This is a genomic window from Crenobacter caeni, from assembly GCF_010435965.1.
Lineage (GTDB): Bacteria > Pseudomonadota > Gammaproteobacteria > Burkholderiales > Chromobacteriaceae > Craterilacuibacter > Craterilacuibacter caeni.
In genome coordinates this window covers 130,365-146,188 of sequence record NZ_JAAGAA010000005.1, presented here as the reverse complement: position 1 = coordinate 146,188, position 15,824 = coordinate 130,365, and the positions used below count along the sequence as shown (strand labels likewise).

Genomic DNA, 15,824 nt, shown 5'->3' with positions numbered 1-15,824 from the left:
GCCTCTCCTTGCTTAGAACACGGTTCCCAGCGTGAACTGGAAGCGCTGCAGCTTGTCGCCCTCTTCCTTCTTCAGCGGGAACGCGTAACTGAACTTCATCGGGCCGACCGGCGACAGCCACGCCAGCGCCAAGCCGGTCGAGTAACGCAGGTAGTCGGACGCACCGCCGGCTTCCTTCGGGTCCCACACGGTACCCGCGTCGAAGAACACGCTGGTGCGCACCGAGCGGTTGTCCTTCATGCCCGGGAACGGGAACAGCAACTCGACGCTGCCGTTGACCTTGCGGGTACCGCCGAGGTAATCGGTCTCGCCGTCGTTGTCGTCGTCGGCGCTTGGGCCCAACGAGCCATTGTCGAAGCCGCGCACCGAGCCGATACCGCCCAGGTAGAAGTTCTGGAAGAACGGCACGTCCGGCGTCTTGCCGTAACCGTTGACGAAGCCCGCCTCGGCACTGGTCGCCAGCACGAAAGTCTTGGACAGCGGGTAGAACCAGGTCGCGTTGCCGGTGACACGGTAGAACTGGATGTCGCCGCCGGGCAGGCCCGCCTCCAGGCGGGTGCCGAGTACGCCGCCGCGGGTCGGCCAAAGCGCACTGTCACGGGTGTCGCGACCCCAGCTGGCGCTACCGGTCAGCGTGGTGTTGTCCGAGCCGTACTCCTCGACGAACTCCTTGTAGCGGTTCGGGCTGTCGTCGAACAGGGTGAGCTTGGTGTTTTCCGCACCAAGGCCAAGATTCACACGGTCGTACTCGGTCAGCGGCACGCCCATGCGCAGGCCGAAACCGGTGGTCTTGCTCTTGTAGCGGCTCTGGTCGACCGCGTCCGGGTCGTACACGCGGTGGTAGAGGTCGTAACCCAGACTCACGCCGTCCGGCGTGAAGTACGGGTCGGTGAACGAGATCGACGCCTGCTTGTTCGATTTGCCGTTGGAGAAGGCGACGGCGACCGACTTGCCCGAACCCAACACGTTGCTTTGCGACACCGAGGCGGACAGCTGCAGGCCTTCGCCCTGCACGAAGCCGACACCGGCCTGGATGCTGCCGGTCGGGCGCTCCTTGACCGAGATGTTCATGTCGACCTGGTCGGCGGTCTCGGCCACCGGCGGCGTCTCGATGTTGACGGTGTCGAAGTAGCCGAGCAGCTCGAGGCGTTCCTTGCTGCGCTTGATCGCCGCCGAATCGTAGGGTGCGGCTTCGAGCTGGCGCAGTTCGCGGCGGATCACCTCGTCGCGGGTGCGGGTGTTACCGGCGATGCTCACGCGGCGTACATAGGTCTTGCGGCCCGGGTCGACGAAGAAGGTCAGCCCGACCACCTGGCGCTCGCGGTCGAGTTCCGGCACCACGTTGACGTTGGCAAACGCGTAGCCTTCGGCGCCCAGCTTGTCGGAGATCGCGGCGACGGTGTCGTTGACCTTCTCGCGGGCGAACAATTCGCCCTCCTTCACCGTCACCAGCGGCAGCAGGTCCGCCTCGGGCACCTTGAGGTCGCCCGCCAGCTTGGTCTTGCCGACCTTGAACGGTTTGCCCTCGGTGACGTTGACGGTCAGGTAGACGTCCTGCTTGTCCGCGCTGATCGACACCTGCGTCGACTCGATATTGAATTCGGCGTAACCCTGATTCTGGTAGAAGGCCTTGAGCTTCTCGAGGTCGGCCGACAGCTTCTGCTTGGAGTACTGGTCGTCGCGCGCGATCCAGCTCATCCAGCCGGACGGCGCGAGCGAGAACTCCTCGAGCAGCGTGTCCTGGTCGAAGTCGCGCGCGCCGACGATGTTGATCGAGCGGATTTTGGCGGTCACGCCTTCGGTGATGTCCAGCCGCACCGCGACGCGGTTGCGGTCGAGGCGGGTGACGGTCGGCGAGATCTCGACCGAGTATTTGCCGCGGCTGTAGTACTGGCGCTTGAGTTCCTGCACCGCCTGGTCGAGCAGCGCCTGGTCGAAGATGCGCCCGTCGGCGAGGCCGTTTTCCTTCAGCGCCTTCTTCAGTTGTTCCTTGTCGAATTCCTTGGCGCCGTCGACGGTCAGCTGCGCGACCACCGGGCGTTCGGATACGGCGACGATCACCACGTCACCCTCGTGCTCGACACGCACGTCGTTGAAGAAGCCGGTCGCGAACAGCGACTTGATCGCCTCGGACGCCTTTTGCTGGTCGAAGGTGTCGCCGACCTTGACGGGGAGGTAGCTGAACACCGTGCCCGGTTCGGTACGCTGCAGCCCTTCGACCCGGATGTCCTTGATCACGAAACTGCCGTCGGCGTGGGCGCCGGCGGCGGCGAACGCCAGCGCGAGCGCGGCAACGAGCGTTTTGGATTTCATTCGATTATCAGCCTCCGAGCATTCGGCCCAGATCATTAAAAAGGGCAATCATCATCAGTGTCAGGATCAGGGCCAGCCCCAGCCGCTGCCCGATCTGCTGGGCGCGTTCGCTCAAGGGACGCCCCCTGACCAATTCCGCGACATAATACAGCAAGTGCCCCCCATCCAGCACGGGTACGGGGAGCAGGTTGAGCACCCCGAGGCTGACGCTGATCACTGCCATGAAGGAGAGGTAGCTCTGCCAGCCCATGCTGGCGGTCTTGCCGGCGTAGTCGGCGATGGTCAGCGGCCCGCTGATCGCGTCGAGCGACACCTGGCCGACAAACATGCCGCCCATCATCTTGAGGGTCTGCGCCGACATCCGCCAGGTGCGCTCCACCGCCTGCACCAGCGAGCCAAACACGCCGTAATCGACCGGGCGGCGCAAGCTGGCAAGCCACGCTTCGTCAAGCGCCGGCGCGGCGCCGATCCGCCCCTGCGCGACGCCGCCCGCCTCGACGGACGCCGGGCGCAGCGCAAGCTGCAGCACGCGCCCTTCCCGCTCGACGCCGACCTGCATCAGCCGGCCGGGGCTGTTCTGGATCGCCACCACCCACTCGCCCCAACCGGCGACGGGACGGCCGTCCAGCGTCCTGAGCACGTCCCCCTTGGCAAGCCCGGCCTTTTCGGCGGCGCCACCGGGTTCGACAAGGGCAATCTTGGGCAGGAAGCGCTGCGGCAGCACGCCGATCCGGCCGACGGTCTTCTCGTCCAGCCGTGTCAGGTTGAAGCGCTCGAGGTCGACCGGCAAGGTGAGCACCCGCTGCTCACGCTCGACTTCGATGACGAGCCGCCCCGCGCTGCCGACCCCCTCGGCCATCGCCGAGCGCAGGCCATCCCAGTCGGCCACCGTCTCGCCGTTGACGGTACGTACGGTGTCCCCCGGCAACAGGCCCGCCGCGGACGCGGCGCTTTGCGGCACCACCATGCCCACGCGCGGTGCCAGCGTCTCGCCGCCGGGCAACAGCACCGCGTAAAAAAGGACGATCGCCGTCAGGAAGTTGGCGAGCGGGCCGGCGATCACGATCGCGATGCGCTTGAACACGGGTTGGGTATTGAAAGCCTGGGCGCGCTCGGCCGCGTCGACCGGCCCTTCCCGCTCGTCCAGCATCTTCACGTAGCCGCCCAGCGGCACCAGCGCGACTACCCACTCGGTGCCGCCGCGCACGAAACGCGCGATCGGCTTGCCAAAACCGATCGAAAAGCGCAGCACCTTCACCCCGCACCAGCGTGCGACCAGGTAGTGGCCGAATTCGTGCACGGTCACCAGCACGCCGATCGCGACCAGGAAGGCGACGATGGTCAGCATGCGGCAATCCGTTGCAAGGCCCACGCGCGCACTTCGGCGTCGCGCGCGAGCAGCGCGTCGACCGAGCCGCTAGCGGCGAGATCCTGCGTGGCGAGCGCGTCTTCGATCAGCGCGGGGATGCCGGAGAACGGGATGCGCCGCTCGAGGAAGGCCGCGACCGCGACTTCGTTGGCGGCGTTGAGCACGCAGGTCGCGTCGCCCCCCGCCTCCAGCGCCTGATAGGCCAGGCGCAGACAAGGGAAACGCGCAAGATCGGGCGCCTCGAAGGTAAGCCCCGAGAGCGCCATGAAGTCCAGCGGCGCGACGTCCGCCCTGATGCGCTCGGGCCAGGAGAGCGCGCAGGCAATCGGCGTCTTCATGTCGGGCTCGCCAAGCTCGGCGATCACCGAGCCGTCGCGGTAGCGCACCATCGAGTGGATCACGCTTTGCGGGTGAACGACGACCTCGATGTCGGCGGCCGGCACGTCAAACAGCCAGCGCGCCTCGATCAGCTCTAGCCCCTTGTTCATCAGGCTCGCCGAGTCGACCGAGATCTTGCGCCCCATCGTCCAGTTCGGGTGTGCGCACGCCTGCTCCGGCGTCGCCCCTGCGATCGCATCCGCGCTCCAGGTACGGAACGGGCCGCCCGAGGCGGTCAGCACCAGCTTCTCGACGCCGCAAGCAGCCATGTCGCCCGACCACGCGGCCGGCAAGGACTGGAAGATCGCGTTGTGCTCGCTGTCGACCGGCAACAGCGTCGCGCCGCAGCGCGCCACCTCGCGCATGAAGAGCGCGCCGGCGACCACCAGCGACTCCTTGTTGGCAAGCAGCACGCGCTTGCCGGCGCGCACCGCAGCCATCGAAGGCGCGAGCCCCGCGGCGCCGACGATGGCGGCCATCACCACGTCCGTCTCGTCCATGGCGGCGACGCGGCACAGCGCGTCTTCCCCACAGAGCACCTCGGTGACGCAGCCGGCTTCCGCCAGCAGCGTACGCAGGCGCCGCGCGCTCGCGTCGTCGGGGACGACCGCGAAGCGGGCCGAAAAACGCACGCACTGCGCGGCCAGCCTGTCCAGCTGCGAGAAACCGGTCAGCGCGACGACGTGGTAGCGCTCGGGATGTAGCGCGAGCACGTCGAGCGTGCTGCAGCCTATACTGCCGGTCGCGCCCAATACGGTAACGCCGAGGGTCATGGATAATTCCTTGTCAGCCGAACAGCACCAGGAGCGCGTGGGTGACGGCCAGCACGGCGATCAGGCTGTCGATACGGTCGTACACGCCGCCGTGGCCGGGCAACAGCGCGCTGCTGTCCTTGATGCCCGCCGAACGCTTGAACCAGGACTCTAGCAGGTCGCCTTCGACACTGACCGCGGTCAGCGCGAGCGCCACCGGCAACAGTGCCGAGAGCGGCAAGTCCACCTGCACCCAGCCCAGACGGGTCACCAAGACCGTATACACGCACACGGCGATGAGCGCACCGTATACGCCTTCCCAGCTCTTGCCAGGGCTGATCGCCGGCGCGAGCTTCCTGCGTCCGAAGGACTTGCCGGAGAAATACGCGGCGACGTCGGCCACCCACACGAGGCCCATCACGGCGAGCAGCGACAGCCCTGCATCGGCCGTCGGGCGCAAGCCCACCAGCGCGAACCAGCAGGGCAACAGCATCAGCCAGCCTAGCAGCATCGCGCGCGCGCCAGAACCCAGCGACCAGCGCTTGGCAAGCCACATCGGCGCGCCGAGCAGCCAAAACGCGAGCACCGCCCACTGCGCGGCCGCAGGCAGCTCGAAACCGGTTTGCCAGGCCGCCGCAGCGATGGCCGTCGAGACGGTCAGGTAGCCCCAGCGCAGCGCGCCGCCGATCGCGGCCATGCGGGTGTACTCCCACAGGGCGACGACGACGATCAGCCAGGAAAAGGCCGCCCAGGCGGCCTGCGGCAGTGCAAACAATGCATATAGCATTATCGGCAGCAAGACAAGGGCGGTCAGGATGCGGGTCTTGAGCATGTCAGCCTCGCTGCGCCTCGGGCGGCAGCTGTTCACTGGTGCGGCCAAAGCGCCGCTCGCGCGCACGGTACGACGCAAGCGCGGCGTCCAGCGCGCTACGGTCGAAGTCGGGCCACAGCAGGTCGGTGAAATACAGTTCGGTGTAGGCAAGCTGCCACAACAGGAAGTTGCTGATGCGCTGCTCGCCCCCGGTACGGATAAAGAGGTCGGGTTCGGGTGCGTCACCCAGCGACAGTTGGCCGTAAAGCTGGGCCTCGCCGATTTCGCGCACGCCCTCGGCGATCAGGCGGTTGACCGCCTGCAACACGTCCCAGCGGCCGCCGTAGTCGGCGGCGATCGAGAGCGTCAGCCCGGTATTGCCCGCCGTGCGTGCCTCGGCAGCCTCGATGCGCGCGTTGAGCTCCGGCGCGAAACGCTCGCGCGCGCCGATCACCCGCAGGCGGATGTTGCGCTCGGCCAGGCGCTCGACCTCGCGCTCGAGCGCGCCGATGAAGAGCCCCATCAGGAAGGAGACTTCGTCGGGCGGACGGCGCCAGTTTTCGGTCGAGAAGGCGAACAGCGTCAGGTAGTCGACGCCGAGCTCGGCGCAGGCCTTGACCGTTTCCCGCACGGCGTCGAGGCCCTTCTTGTGGCCGGCCACGCGCGGCAGCAGCCGCTTCTTGGCCCAGCGGCCGTTGCCGTCGAGGATGATCGCGATATGGCGCGGCACCGCCGAAACCGGCGGCACCGACTGGGTGGAAGTCGTGTTCAAGACGGCCCCTTATACGGCCATCAGGTCGGTTTCCTTGGCCGCCAGCGCCTTGTCGACCTCGGCGATGTACTTGTCGGTCAGCTTCTGGATGTCGTCCTGCGCGCGGCGCTCGTCATCCTCGGTGATCGCCTTGTCCTTGATCAGGTTCTTCAGTTCGTTGTTCGCGTCGCGACGGATGTTGCGCACGGCGACACGCGCACCCTCGGCCTCGCCACGCACCACCTTGATCAGATCCTTGCGGCGCTCTTCGGTCAGCATCGGCATCGGCACGCGGATCAGGTCGCCCATCGACGCGGGGTTCAGGCCGAGGTCACAGTCGCGAATCGCCTTTTCGACCTTGGCGAGCATGTTCTTTTCCCACGGTTGCACGCCGATGGTGCGCGCGTCGATCAGGTTGACGTTCGCCACCTGGTTGACCGGCGTCGGGTTGCCGTAGTAGTCGACCATGACGTGATCAAGAATGCCGGTATGCGCGCGGCCGGTACGGACCTTGTTCAGGTCGTTCTTGAAGGCCTCGAGCGATTTCTGCATCTTCTGCTCGGCCGTGTTCTTGACGTCGTTGATCATGTTCACTCCACTTTCTCAATCGGAAAAACAAGGCGGAAAGCGGCGATGCGCCGTTTCCGCCCGTCAAAATCTGTAATGGTTCAGCAGTGTACCAGCGTGCCTTCGTCTTCGCCAAGCACGACCCGGGTCAGCGCACCCGCCTTGAAAATGCTGAACACCTTGATGTTCAGGCCCTGGTCGCGACACAGCGCGAACGCAGTCGCGTCCATCACCTTCAGGTTGCGGCCGATCGCCTCGTCAAAGGTCAACGTCTGGTAGCGCACCGCCTCGGGGTTCTTCTTCGGGTCGTCGGTGTACACGCCGTCGACCTTGGTCGCCTTGAGCATGATGTCGACGTTCATCTCCATGCCGCGCAGCGCGGCCGCGGTGTCCGTGGTGAAGAAGGGGTTGCCGGTACCGGCGGCGAAGATCACCACCTTGCCCTCTTCCAGGTACTGGATCGCCTTGCCGCGCACGTAGGGCTCGGCGACCTGCTGCATGGTCAGCGCGGACTGCACGCGGGCGATGATGCCGGCGTTCTCCATCGCGTCCTTCAGCGCCAGCGCGTTCATCACGGTCGCCATCATGCCCATGTAGTCGGCGGTCGCGCGGTCCATGCCGGAGGCTGCCTGCGAAACGCCGCGGAAGATGTTGCCGCCGCCGATGACCACCCCGACCTGCACCCCCAGATCGACGACCTCCTTCACCTGGCCGACGATACCCTCGATCGTCGCGCGGTTGATGCCGTAGCTGTCGTCCCCCATCAGGGCTTCGCCCGAGAGTTTCAGCAGGATGCGTTTGTAAGCGGGAGTCTGGCTCATGGTGACCTCGGTCCGGATGATTTGGGTATGTATATTTGCAAAACGGCACCCCTCGGGGTGCCGTCGGTTCAAGGCAGCTTGACGCTTAGACCTTGGCAGCCGCAGCGACTTCAGCCGCGTAGTCGACCACTTTCTTCTCGATGCCTTCGCCGACCACGAACATCGCGAACGCGTTGACAGACTGGTTCGCGTCTGCGAGCAGCTTCTCGACGGTGATGTCCGGGTTCTTGACGAACTGCTGGCCCAGCAGGGTCACTTCGGCTAGGTACTTGCGCACGCGGCCTTCAACCATCTTCTCTGCGATCTCGGCCGGCTTGCCTTCAGCCATCGCCTGCTCTTTGTAGATGCGGCGTTCGGTTTCCAGCGTTTCGGCCGGCACCTGGTCCTTGGACACGCAGATCGGTTTGGAAGCGGCGATGTGCATCGCGACGTCGCGACCCATGGCTTCTTCGCCGTTGATGTCGACCATCACACCGATCTTCGCGCCGTGCAGGTAGGTGGCGATGGTGCCGGTGGTTTCGAAGCGCGCGAAACGGCGCACGTTCATGTTCTCACCCAGCTTGGCGATCGCAGCCTTGCGGATTTCTTCGACGCTCTGGCCGTTCACTTCAACAGCAAGCAGCGCCTCGACGTCGGCCGGGTTGGCCTTGGCAGCCGCTTCGGCAGCCGCGCGCGCGAAGGACAGGAAGGTCTCGTCCTTGGCGACGAAGTCGGTTTCGCAGTTCACTTCGACCATTGCGCCCACGCCACCTTCGACGAAGGTCGCGATCACGCCTTCGGCTGCGGTACGGCCGGCCAGCTTGGAAGCCTTGTTGCCGGACTTGATGCGCAGAATTTCCTCGGCCTTGGCCATGTCGCCTTCGGCTTCAACCAGTGCCTTCTTGCACTCCATCATGCCCAGACCGGTCGCAGCGCGCAGGTCGCCAACCATTTTTGCGGTGATGTCCGCCATCTTCAATCTCCTGGATTATGTAAATCGGGTATCAAGGTCGGAAAAAAGGGGCTTGCGCCCCTTTGACCGATCCGCTTACTCGGCTGCTGCCGGTTCGGCGGCGACGATTTCCTGGATGGCCTGTGCACGGCCTTCCAGCACCGCGTCAGCGATGCCGCGAGCGTACAGGCGGATTGCACGGCTGGAGTCGTCGTTACCCGGGATCACGTAATCGATACCGTCCGGATTGTTGTTGGTATCAACAACGCCGATCACCGGAATGCCCAGCTTCTGCGCTTCGACGATGGTGCCCTTCTGGTAACCGGTGTCGATCACGAAGATCGCGTCCGGCAGGCCCTTCATGTCCTTGATACCACCCAGCGAGCGCTCGAGCTTGTCGACTTCGCGCTGCAGGTCCAGCAGTTCTTTCTTGTTGAAACCGGTTTCGTCCGCGTTGGCGAGCAGAGCGCTCTTTTCTTCCAGACGCTTGATGGACTGCTTGACCGTCTTGTAGTTGGTCAGCATGCCGCCCAGCCAGCGGTGGTCGACGAAGGGCACGCCTGCGCGGGATGCTTCTTCGCGGATGATGTCACGCGCCTGACGCTTGGTGCCGACAAACATCACGGTACCCTTGTTCGCCGACAGGCGACGAACGTAGTCCTGTGCCGAGATGAACAGCGGCAGGGTCTTTTCCAGGTTGATGATGTGGATCTTGTTGCGGCTGCCGAAGATGTACTGATCCATCTTCGGGTTCCAGAAGCGGGTCTGGTGGCCGAAGTGTACGCCGGCTTCCAGCATTTGACGCATGGTCACGGTGGTGCTCATTCAATAAACTCCCAAGGGTTATGCCTCCATTCGCGCAAAAATCCTTGCGGACACCCTTTGGCGCGAATGTGCGTGATGATCCCCGGCCATTCCGGGGACGCGGGATTCTAGCACCGAGCCTGCTGCCGCTCAAGCGTCATCCCGCTCCTGTGCGCGCTCGCGGCGGCGTACTCGGCGCATCCAGCCGATCAGCACCACCGGCAGCACACCGAGGAACAACAGGTAAAACACCGTGGCGACCACGCTCTCCTGGGCGATCGAGAACATCAGCACCACGTACAGCCAGCCTATCAGCGCAAGATACATATCTGTGTCAAACAACCGTTTGAAAAATTGCTAAAAGCATAACAGAATGGGCATCATCCTGATCAGCCCGGCCTGCTATGCACACATCCTTCACCCAGCGCTTCGGCGTCGACCTGCCGCTCGTCTGTCCGGGCATGTCCTATATCGCCACCGCGGAACTCATCGCCGCCGTCGCCAACGCGGGCGGGCTCGGCATCCTCGCCAGCGGTCCGCTCGGCCCCGACGCGACTCGCGCCGCCATCCGCCACATCCGGCAACTGACCGACCGACCGTTCGGCGTCGGCTGCACGCTGTTGATGCCCGGCAGCGCCGATAACGCCCGGGTCGCGCTCGAAGAGCGCGTAGCGGTGATCAACTACTCGCTAGGCAAGGGCGAATGGATCGCCGACGCCGCGCACGCCTACGGCGGCAAGGTGATCGCGACCGTCACCAGCGAGAAACACGCCCGCTCGGCCGAGGCGGCCGGCGCCGACGCACTGCTCGTCACCGGCCACGAGGCCGCCGCGCACGGCGGCGCGGTCACCTCGCTGACACTGATCCCGGCCGTGCGTGCCGTAACGAGCCTACCCATCATCGCGGCCGGCGGTTTCGCCACCGGCGCGGGCCTCACCGCAGCACTGGCGCTGGGCGCAGACGCCATTGCCATGGGCAGCCGCATCGCGACCACCCGCGAGAGCCCGCTGCACGACAGAAGCAAGGCCGCGATCGTCGAGCGCGGCGTCGCCGACACGCTCTATTCGCGCAACTTCGACGGTCTGCCCTGCCGCGTGATGGACACCCAGCGCGCCCGCCGCGCCACACGCCGCCCCCTGCCCTTGCCGCTGGCCAGCCTGCGCTCGGTCAGCATGGCAAGGCAAATGGGCATGTCTCCGCTGAAGGTCGCACTCGGCGGCCTCCTGCAAAACCCGTGGGGACTGCGCCAACTCGCCCAGTTCGGCGCCGCGACCGACAACATCCGCCGCGCTGTCGAAGATGGCGACCTTGAACGCGGCGTCCAGCTGATCGGGCAGTCGCAGGGCCTGATCACCGACGTGCCGTCCGTCGCCGAGCTGTTTGCCCGCGTGATGGCCGAGGCAAACGCCAGCCACGCGCGCGTAGGCGCCCTACTCCAGCCGTAACGGCGCCGCGTGTTCCGGCAGCGGCCACGCGAGACGCGGCAACCTGAGCGAAGGGTCCTGCCGGTAAAAAGCCACCAAATGGCCGTATAGCGCCGGATAGTCGTCGGCGACCCAGTGCGGCGTCTCGAAGAAGGCCTCGGAGAGCACCGCGAAGAATTCTGCCGGGTCTTCGCCGGCGTACGGGTCGAGCCAGCCTTCGTGCCCCGCGTCGAGCCCGGCGCAGAACGCCGCATACGCGGCACTCCAGTCGCGCGCCCAAGCCTGGCGGTCCATCCCCTTGTGTAGGGGCGGACAGCCGTTGGGTGCGCCGTCCAGCATGTCGAGCTTGTGCGCGATCTCGTGGATCACCACGTTCCAGCCGTCGAGCTGCGCCGCATCAACCGCGTCGGGCAGCGACAGCACCAGCGGGCCGTCCGAGCGCGCCTGCCCGATCAGCACCTGTTCGCCTTCGTGCGCGAGACCGGCATGATCCAACCACAAGTCGCGCGTAACAAAAGCGTCCGGATACAGGATCACCTCTCGCCAGTCAGCGAGTGCCGCAGCCCCTAGCCCCAACACCGGCAACGCGGCCTGCAAGGCAATCACGGCCACGGCGTCGTCGTCCAGCGCCCCGTCGTCAACCCGCACCAGCGACTTGCCGTCGACAAAGGTCAGCGCCAGACGCGCCAAGCGCTCAAGCTCCACCCCACTCAAACCTGCGAGCACAGGCAAACGCTCCGCCACCTGCCGTACCGTGGCGAGCCTTGCTTCTTCCCGCTGCCGCGCAGCGGGCCACCAGCGTTTCCAGAACATCACACCCCCTGTCCACAAGGCGCAAAAAAGCCCGCGCATCTAGCGCGGGCCTCTCGGACTCGAACCTATCAGTTACCCGACTTCAGGCCGAACGATTCGGCGGTCTCGCGAGCAACGCGCGACTCGTCTTCCAGCAGCGCCTTGATCGACAGGCGGACGCGGCCGCGGTCGTCGGTCTCGATCGCCTTCACGCGCACGACCTGACCTTCCTTCAGGTGGTCGGACACGTTCTTGATGCGCTCGTTGGCGATCTGCGAGATGTGCACGAGGCCGTCCTTGCCCGGCAGGATGGACACGATCGCACCGACGTTGTTGTCGAGGATCTTGACCACGGTACCTTCGTAAATCTTGCCCACTTCGACTTCGACGGTGATCTCTTCGATCTTCTTGCGCGCGGCGTCGGCGCCTTCCTGCGTCACCGAGGCGATGGTGATAGTGCCGTCGTCCTCGATATTGATCTCGCAGCCGGTCTCCTTGGTGATGCTGCGGATGGTCTCGCCGCCCTTGCCGATCACTTCGCGGATCTTCTCCGGGTTGATCTTCATGGTGAACAGGCGCGGCGCGAACTCGGACAGGGTCTGCGGACCTTCGACGGCTTCCTGCATCACGCCCAAGATGTGCAGGCGGCCTTCCTTGGCCTGCGCCAGCGCGACCTGCATGATTTCCTTGGTGATGCCCTGGATCTTGATGTCCATCTGCAGTGCAGTCACGCCTTCGGCGGTACCGGCCACCTTGAAGTCCATGTCGCCCAGGTGGTCTTCGTCACCCAGGATGTCGGACAGCACGGCAAAACGGTTGCCTTCCAGGATCAGGCCCATGGCGATGCCGGCCACGTGCGCCTTCAGCGGCACACCCGCGGACAGCAGCGCGAGGCAGCCACCGCAGACGGACGCCATCGACGAGGAACCGTTCGATTCGGTGATCTCGGAGACCACGCGCATGGTGTAGCTGAACTCGTCTGCCGGCGGCAGCACGGCCATCAGCGCACGCTTGGCCAGGCGGCCGTGACCGATCTCGCGGCGCTTGGGCGGGCCCATGCGGCCGGCTTCACCGGTCGAGTACGGCGGGAAGTTGTAGTGCAGCATGAAGCGGTCGGTGTACTCGCCGGCCAGCGCGTCGATGATCTGCTCGTCGCGGCTGGTGCCCAGCGTCGCGGTGGCGATCGACTGGGTTTCGCCACGGGTGAACAGCGCCGAGCCGTGTACGCGCGGCAGCACGCCGGTACGCACGGCGATCGGACGCACGGTGCGGGTATCGCGGCCGTCGATGCGCGGCTCGCCGGACAGGATCTGCGTACGCACGATCTCGGCTTCCATGCCCTTGAAGATCGCCTTGATCTCGTTGGCGACCAGGGTCTCGGTCTCTTCGGTGATCAGCGCGGACTTCACTGCGTCCCAAGCTTCGGCGAGGGCGGCGGAGCGCAGCTGCTTCTGGCGGATGCGGAAGGCGGCGGCGATCTTCTCGCCGGCGATCTCGCGGATCTTGGCGGCCAGCGCCTCGTCGTGCGCCTTCGGCGCCCAGTCCCACATCACCGGGTTGACTTCGTCAGCCAGCTCGTTGATCGCCTTGATGGCCGCCTGCATCGCGTCGTGGCCGAACACCACCGCGCCCAGCATCACCGCCTCGGACAGCTCCTTGGCTTCGGACTCGACCATCAGCACCGCGCGATCGGTACCGGCGACCACCAGGTCAAGCGCAGAGGTCGCAAGCTCGGTCTTGGTCGGGTTCAGGATGTACTCGCCGTCGGCGTAACCGACGCGGGCGGCGCCGATCGGGCCGGCAAACGGCAGGCCGGAAATCGCCAGCGCGGCGGACGCGCCGATCATCGCCGGAATGTCGGAGTCGACTTCCGGGTTCAGCGACATCACGGTCGCGACGATCTGCACGTCGTGGTAGAAGCCCTCGGGGAACAGCGGGCGGATCGGACGATCGATCAGGCGGCTGGTGAGGATTTCCTTCTCGGACTGCTTGCCTTCGCGCTTGAAGAAGCCGCCCGGGATCTTGCCGGCGGCGTAGGTGCGCTCGAGGTAGTCGACGGTCAGCGGGAAGAAGTCCTGGCCCGGCTTGACGTTCTTGGAGCCGACGACGGAAACCAGCACGACGGTCTCGTCCATCGACACGAGGACGGCGCCAGACGCCTGACGGGCGATTTCGCCGGTCTCGATGGTCACGGTGTGGCGGCCGTACTGGAAGCTCTTGGTGATCTTGTTGAACATGGGGAACCCCTGTTGATTTGGTGAACCTTCGCCGATAACGGGAACCCCTAGAAATGCCGGCCGGACCGGACCGGCATTTCTAGAGGCACACCCCGTCAATTTCGGCGCTGAAACTTGATAAGAAAAAGTCGCAGCCTAGGCTGCGACTTTTCCCGGCTATCCGCTTACTTACGCAGACCCAGACGGGCGAGCAGGCTGCGGTAGCTGTCGGCGTTGGTGCGCTTGAGGTAGTCAAGCAGGCGACGACGACGGCTAACCATTTTCAGCAGGCCGCGGCGGCTGTGGTGGTCTTTGGTGTTGGCCTTGAAGTGCGGGGTCAGATCGTTGATACGGGCGGTCAGCAGTGCGATTTGCACTTCGGACGAACCGGTATCGCCTTCCTTGTGCTGGAAGTCCTTGACGATGTCTGCTTTCTGGGCGGCGGTGATGGCCATTTTTTACTCCAATTTGATAAAGGGCTTGCGCCCGACAAGCAAGGCGAGCCTAGACCCATCCTTGCTTCGCTTAGTCGGCGACCTTGGTCGCCATGAGCCTGGCTGGATGCAGGAAACCTGCCTCCCGTACCTCTCCCAGACCCAGGAATTGCCGCGTCGACGCTCGGTAAACGCGGAACCGCGGCATTATTGCACGATCCTTGTCGAATTGGACAGCCATGCCGTGCATGAAACGCGAAAAATCCGCCTCGCCCAACGCGTGCTCGGGCAAATGGCCGACCAGCACGTCAACCGGCAACAAGCAGGCGTCGCGCCCTGCCTCGTCCATTTCTTCCAGTGCGGGCAGCGTGTGCGAGGCTTCGAGCGTGAAGCCGGCAGTCGCGGTACGGCGCAGCGCCGACAGGTGCGCACCGCAACCGAGCGCTTCGCCGATGTCCTCGCCCAGCACCCGGATATACGTCCCCTTGCTGCAGCGCACGTCAAGCTCTGCACTCACGCCGTCGAACGACAAGAGTTCAATCGAATGGATGGTCACTCGGCGCGCCGGCCGCTCGATCTCGACCCCGGCGCGCGCGTACTCGTACAGCGCCTTGCCCTGGTGCTTGAGCGCCGAGTACATCGGCGGCACCTGGTCGATCTCGCCGCTAAAGCGCGCGATCGCCTCACGCAGCGCCGTCTCGTCGAAGGCCACCTCGCGTTCGCTGATCACCTCGCCCTCGGCGTCGCCGGTCGTCGTCTTCTGCCCGAAGCGCACGGTGGTGCGGTACGCCTTGTCCGCGTCGAGCAGGAAGGACGAGAACTTGGTCGCCTCGCCAAAGCACACCGGCAACAAGCCGCTGGCGAGCGGGTCGAGCACGCCGGTGTGGCCGGCCTTGGCCGCCTGGTACAGCCTGCGCGCGTGCTGCAGCGCGCCATTGCTCGACACACCCAAGGGCTTGTCCAGCAGCAGCACGCCGTCCACCGCACGCTTGACCCTGCGAAACTGCGTCATTCTGCCGCGTCGTCCGCAAGCTTGCCCCGGTTCGCCGCATCCTGGCCCGACACCTCGTCGATCAGTCGGCTCATGTGCACGCCGCGCTCGATCGACTCGTCGTACACGAAGTGCAGTTGCGGCACGGTGAACACCTTGAGGCCGCGCGCCAGTTCGCTCCTGAGATAGCCGGCGGAATGGTCGAGCACTTCCTGCGTCAGCGCGCGCTTGTCTTCCTGCATCACGGTGTAATAGATCTTGGCGTGCGAGTAGTCGCGCGTCACTTCGACCGACGTGATCGTCACGAAGCCCACGCGCGGGTCTTTCAGGCCGGCACGGATCAGCTCGGCAAGATCACGCTGGATCTGGTCGGCCATGCGGTCGGCGCGGGAAAAGGTCTTCCTTGCCATCTTGATGTCCTTTTGTTTCGTTCAGCAAAAAGGCGGGGGCGCCGGGCTTGCCCGGCCGCC

General features: G+C 65.3%; 16 protein-coding genes. 1 reads left to right on the top strand and 15 read right to left on the bottom strand.

What is annotated here, in order from left to right; all coding sequences use genetic code 11:
- Positions 1-12 precede the first annotated feature (12 nt).
- From bamA to GZH52_RS16665, 10 genes are all read right to left on the bottom strand, one after another.
- Positions 13-2,313, bottom strand: a complete 2,301-nt coding sequence (bamA, locus tag GZH52_RS07390) for an outer membrane protein assembly factor BamA (RefSeq protein ID WP_163315843.1) — start codon at positions 2,311-2,313, stop codon at positions 13-15.
- Between the two features lie 7 nt (positions 2,314-2,320).
- Positions 2,321-3,661, bottom strand: coding sequence for an RIP metalloprotease RseP (rseP, locus tag GZH52_RS07385; protein ID WP_163315842.1), 1,341 nt, complete (start codon positions 3,659-3,661; stop codon positions 2,321-2,323).
- Positions 3,655-4,833, bottom strand: coding sequence for a 1-deoxy-D-xylulose-5-phosphate reductoisomerase (ispC, locus tag GZH52_RS07380; protein WP_163315841.1), 1,179 nt, complete (start codon positions 4,831-4,833; stop codon positions 3,655-3,657). Before ispC ends, rseP begins: the two co-directional genes overlap by 7 nt.
- Before the next feature lie 13 nt (positions 4,834-4,846).
- Positions 4,847-5,644, bottom strand: a complete 798-nt coding sequence (locus GZH52_RS07375; protein WP_163315840.1) for a phosphatidate cytidylyltransferase — start codon at positions 5,642-5,644, stop codon at positions 4,847-4,849.
- Position 5,645: 1 nt separating this feature from the next.
- The gene (gene uppS / locus GZH52_RS07370) at positions 5,646-6,395 is read right to left on the bottom strand and encodes a polyprenyl diphosphate synthase (protein WP_203525665.1); all 750 of its coding nucleotides are present in this window, start codon (positions 6,393-6,395) and stop codon (positions 5,646-5,648) included.
- 9 nt (positions 6,396-6,404) lie between these two features.
- Positions 6,405-6,962 (bottom strand): ribosome recycling factor, encoded by a 558-nt coding sequence (gene frr, locus GZH52_RS07365; RefSeq protein ID WP_163315839.1) that lies wholly within the window; start codon positions 6,960-6,962, stop codon positions 6,405-6,407.
- A gap of 80 nt (positions 6,963-7,042) precedes the next feature.
- On the bottom strand, positions 7,043-7,762 hold the full coding sequence (gene pyrH, locus GZH52_RS07360) for a UMP kinase (RefSeq protein WP_163315838.1): 720 nt from the start codon (positions 7,760-7,762) through the stop codon (positions 7,043-7,045).
- Positions 7,763-7,847: 85 nt separating this feature from the next.
- Positions 7,848-8,714 carry a translation elongation factor Ts gene (gene tsf / locus GZH52_RS07355; protein ID WP_136553066.1) on the bottom strand — a complete coding sequence of 289 codons (867 nt, stop codon included), beginning with the start codon at positions 8,712-8,714 and terminating at the stop codon, positions 7,848-7,850.
- 75 nt (positions 8,715-8,789) lie between these two features.
- Complete coding sequence (rpsB, locus tag GZH52_RS07350; protein WP_136553064.1) at positions 8,790-9,518, bottom strand: 30S ribosomal protein S2; 729 nt, start codon at positions 9,516-9,518, stop codon at positions 8,790-8,792.
- 129 nt (positions 9,519-9,647) lie between these two features.
- Positions 9,648-9,824: a hypothetical protein gene (locus GZH52_RS16665; protein WP_203525664.1), complete on the bottom strand. Its 177-nt coding sequence runs from the start codon at positions 9,822-9,824 to the stop codon at positions 9,648-9,650.
- A 77-nt stretch (positions 9,825-9,901) separates the two neighbouring features.
- Between GZH52_RS16665 and GZH52_RS07345 the strand changes: the two genes are divergently transcribed.
- On the top strand, positions 9,902-10,942 hold the full coding sequence (locus GZH52_RS07345; protein WP_163315837.1) for an NAD(P)H-dependent flavin oxidoreductase: 1,041 nt from the start codon (positions 9,902-9,904) through the stop codon (positions 10,940-10,942).
- On the opposite strand, the gene GZH52_RS07340 is transcribed toward GZH52_RS07345, so the two are convergent.
- The 5 genes from GZH52_RS07340 to rbfA form a co-directional block, all read right to left on the bottom strand.
- Positions 10,928-11,734 (bottom strand): M90 family metallopeptidase, encoded by an 807-nt coding sequence (locus GZH52_RS07340; RefSeq protein WP_163315836.1) that lies wholly within the window; start codon positions 11,732-11,734, stop codon positions 10,928-10,930. The two genes, GZH52_RS07345 and GZH52_RS07340, sit on opposite strands and share 15 nt — an antisense overlap.
- A 68-nt stretch (positions 11,735-11,802) precedes the next feature.
- Entirely contained in the window at positions 11,803-13,950 is a 2,148-nt protein-coding gene (gene pnp, locus GZH52_RS07335; protein ID WP_163315835.1) for a polyribonucleotide nucleotidyltransferase, read from the bottom strand.
- A gap of 164 nt (positions 13,951-14,114) precedes the next feature.
- Positions 14,115-14,384: a 30S ribosomal protein S15 gene (gene rpsO, locus GZH52_RS07330; RefSeq protein WP_163315834.1), complete on the bottom strand. Its 270-nt coding sequence runs from the start codon at positions 14,382-14,384 to the stop codon at positions 14,115-14,117.
- Positions 14,385-14,454: 70 nt separating this feature from the next.
- Positions 14,455-15,375, bottom strand: a complete 921-nt coding sequence (gene truB, locus GZH52_RS07325) for a tRNA pseudouridine(55) synthase TruB (protein WP_163315833.1) — start codon at positions 15,373-15,375, stop codon at positions 14,455-14,457.
- Positions 15,372-15,770: a 30S ribosome-binding factor RbfA gene (rbfA, locus tag GZH52_RS07320; protein WP_163315961.1), complete on the bottom strand. Its 399-nt coding sequence runs from the start codon at positions 15,768-15,770 to the stop codon at positions 15,372-15,374. The genes truB and rbfA overlap by 4 nt, the downstream gene beginning before the upstream one ends.
- Between the last annotated feature and the right edge of the window lie 54 nt (positions 15,771-15,824).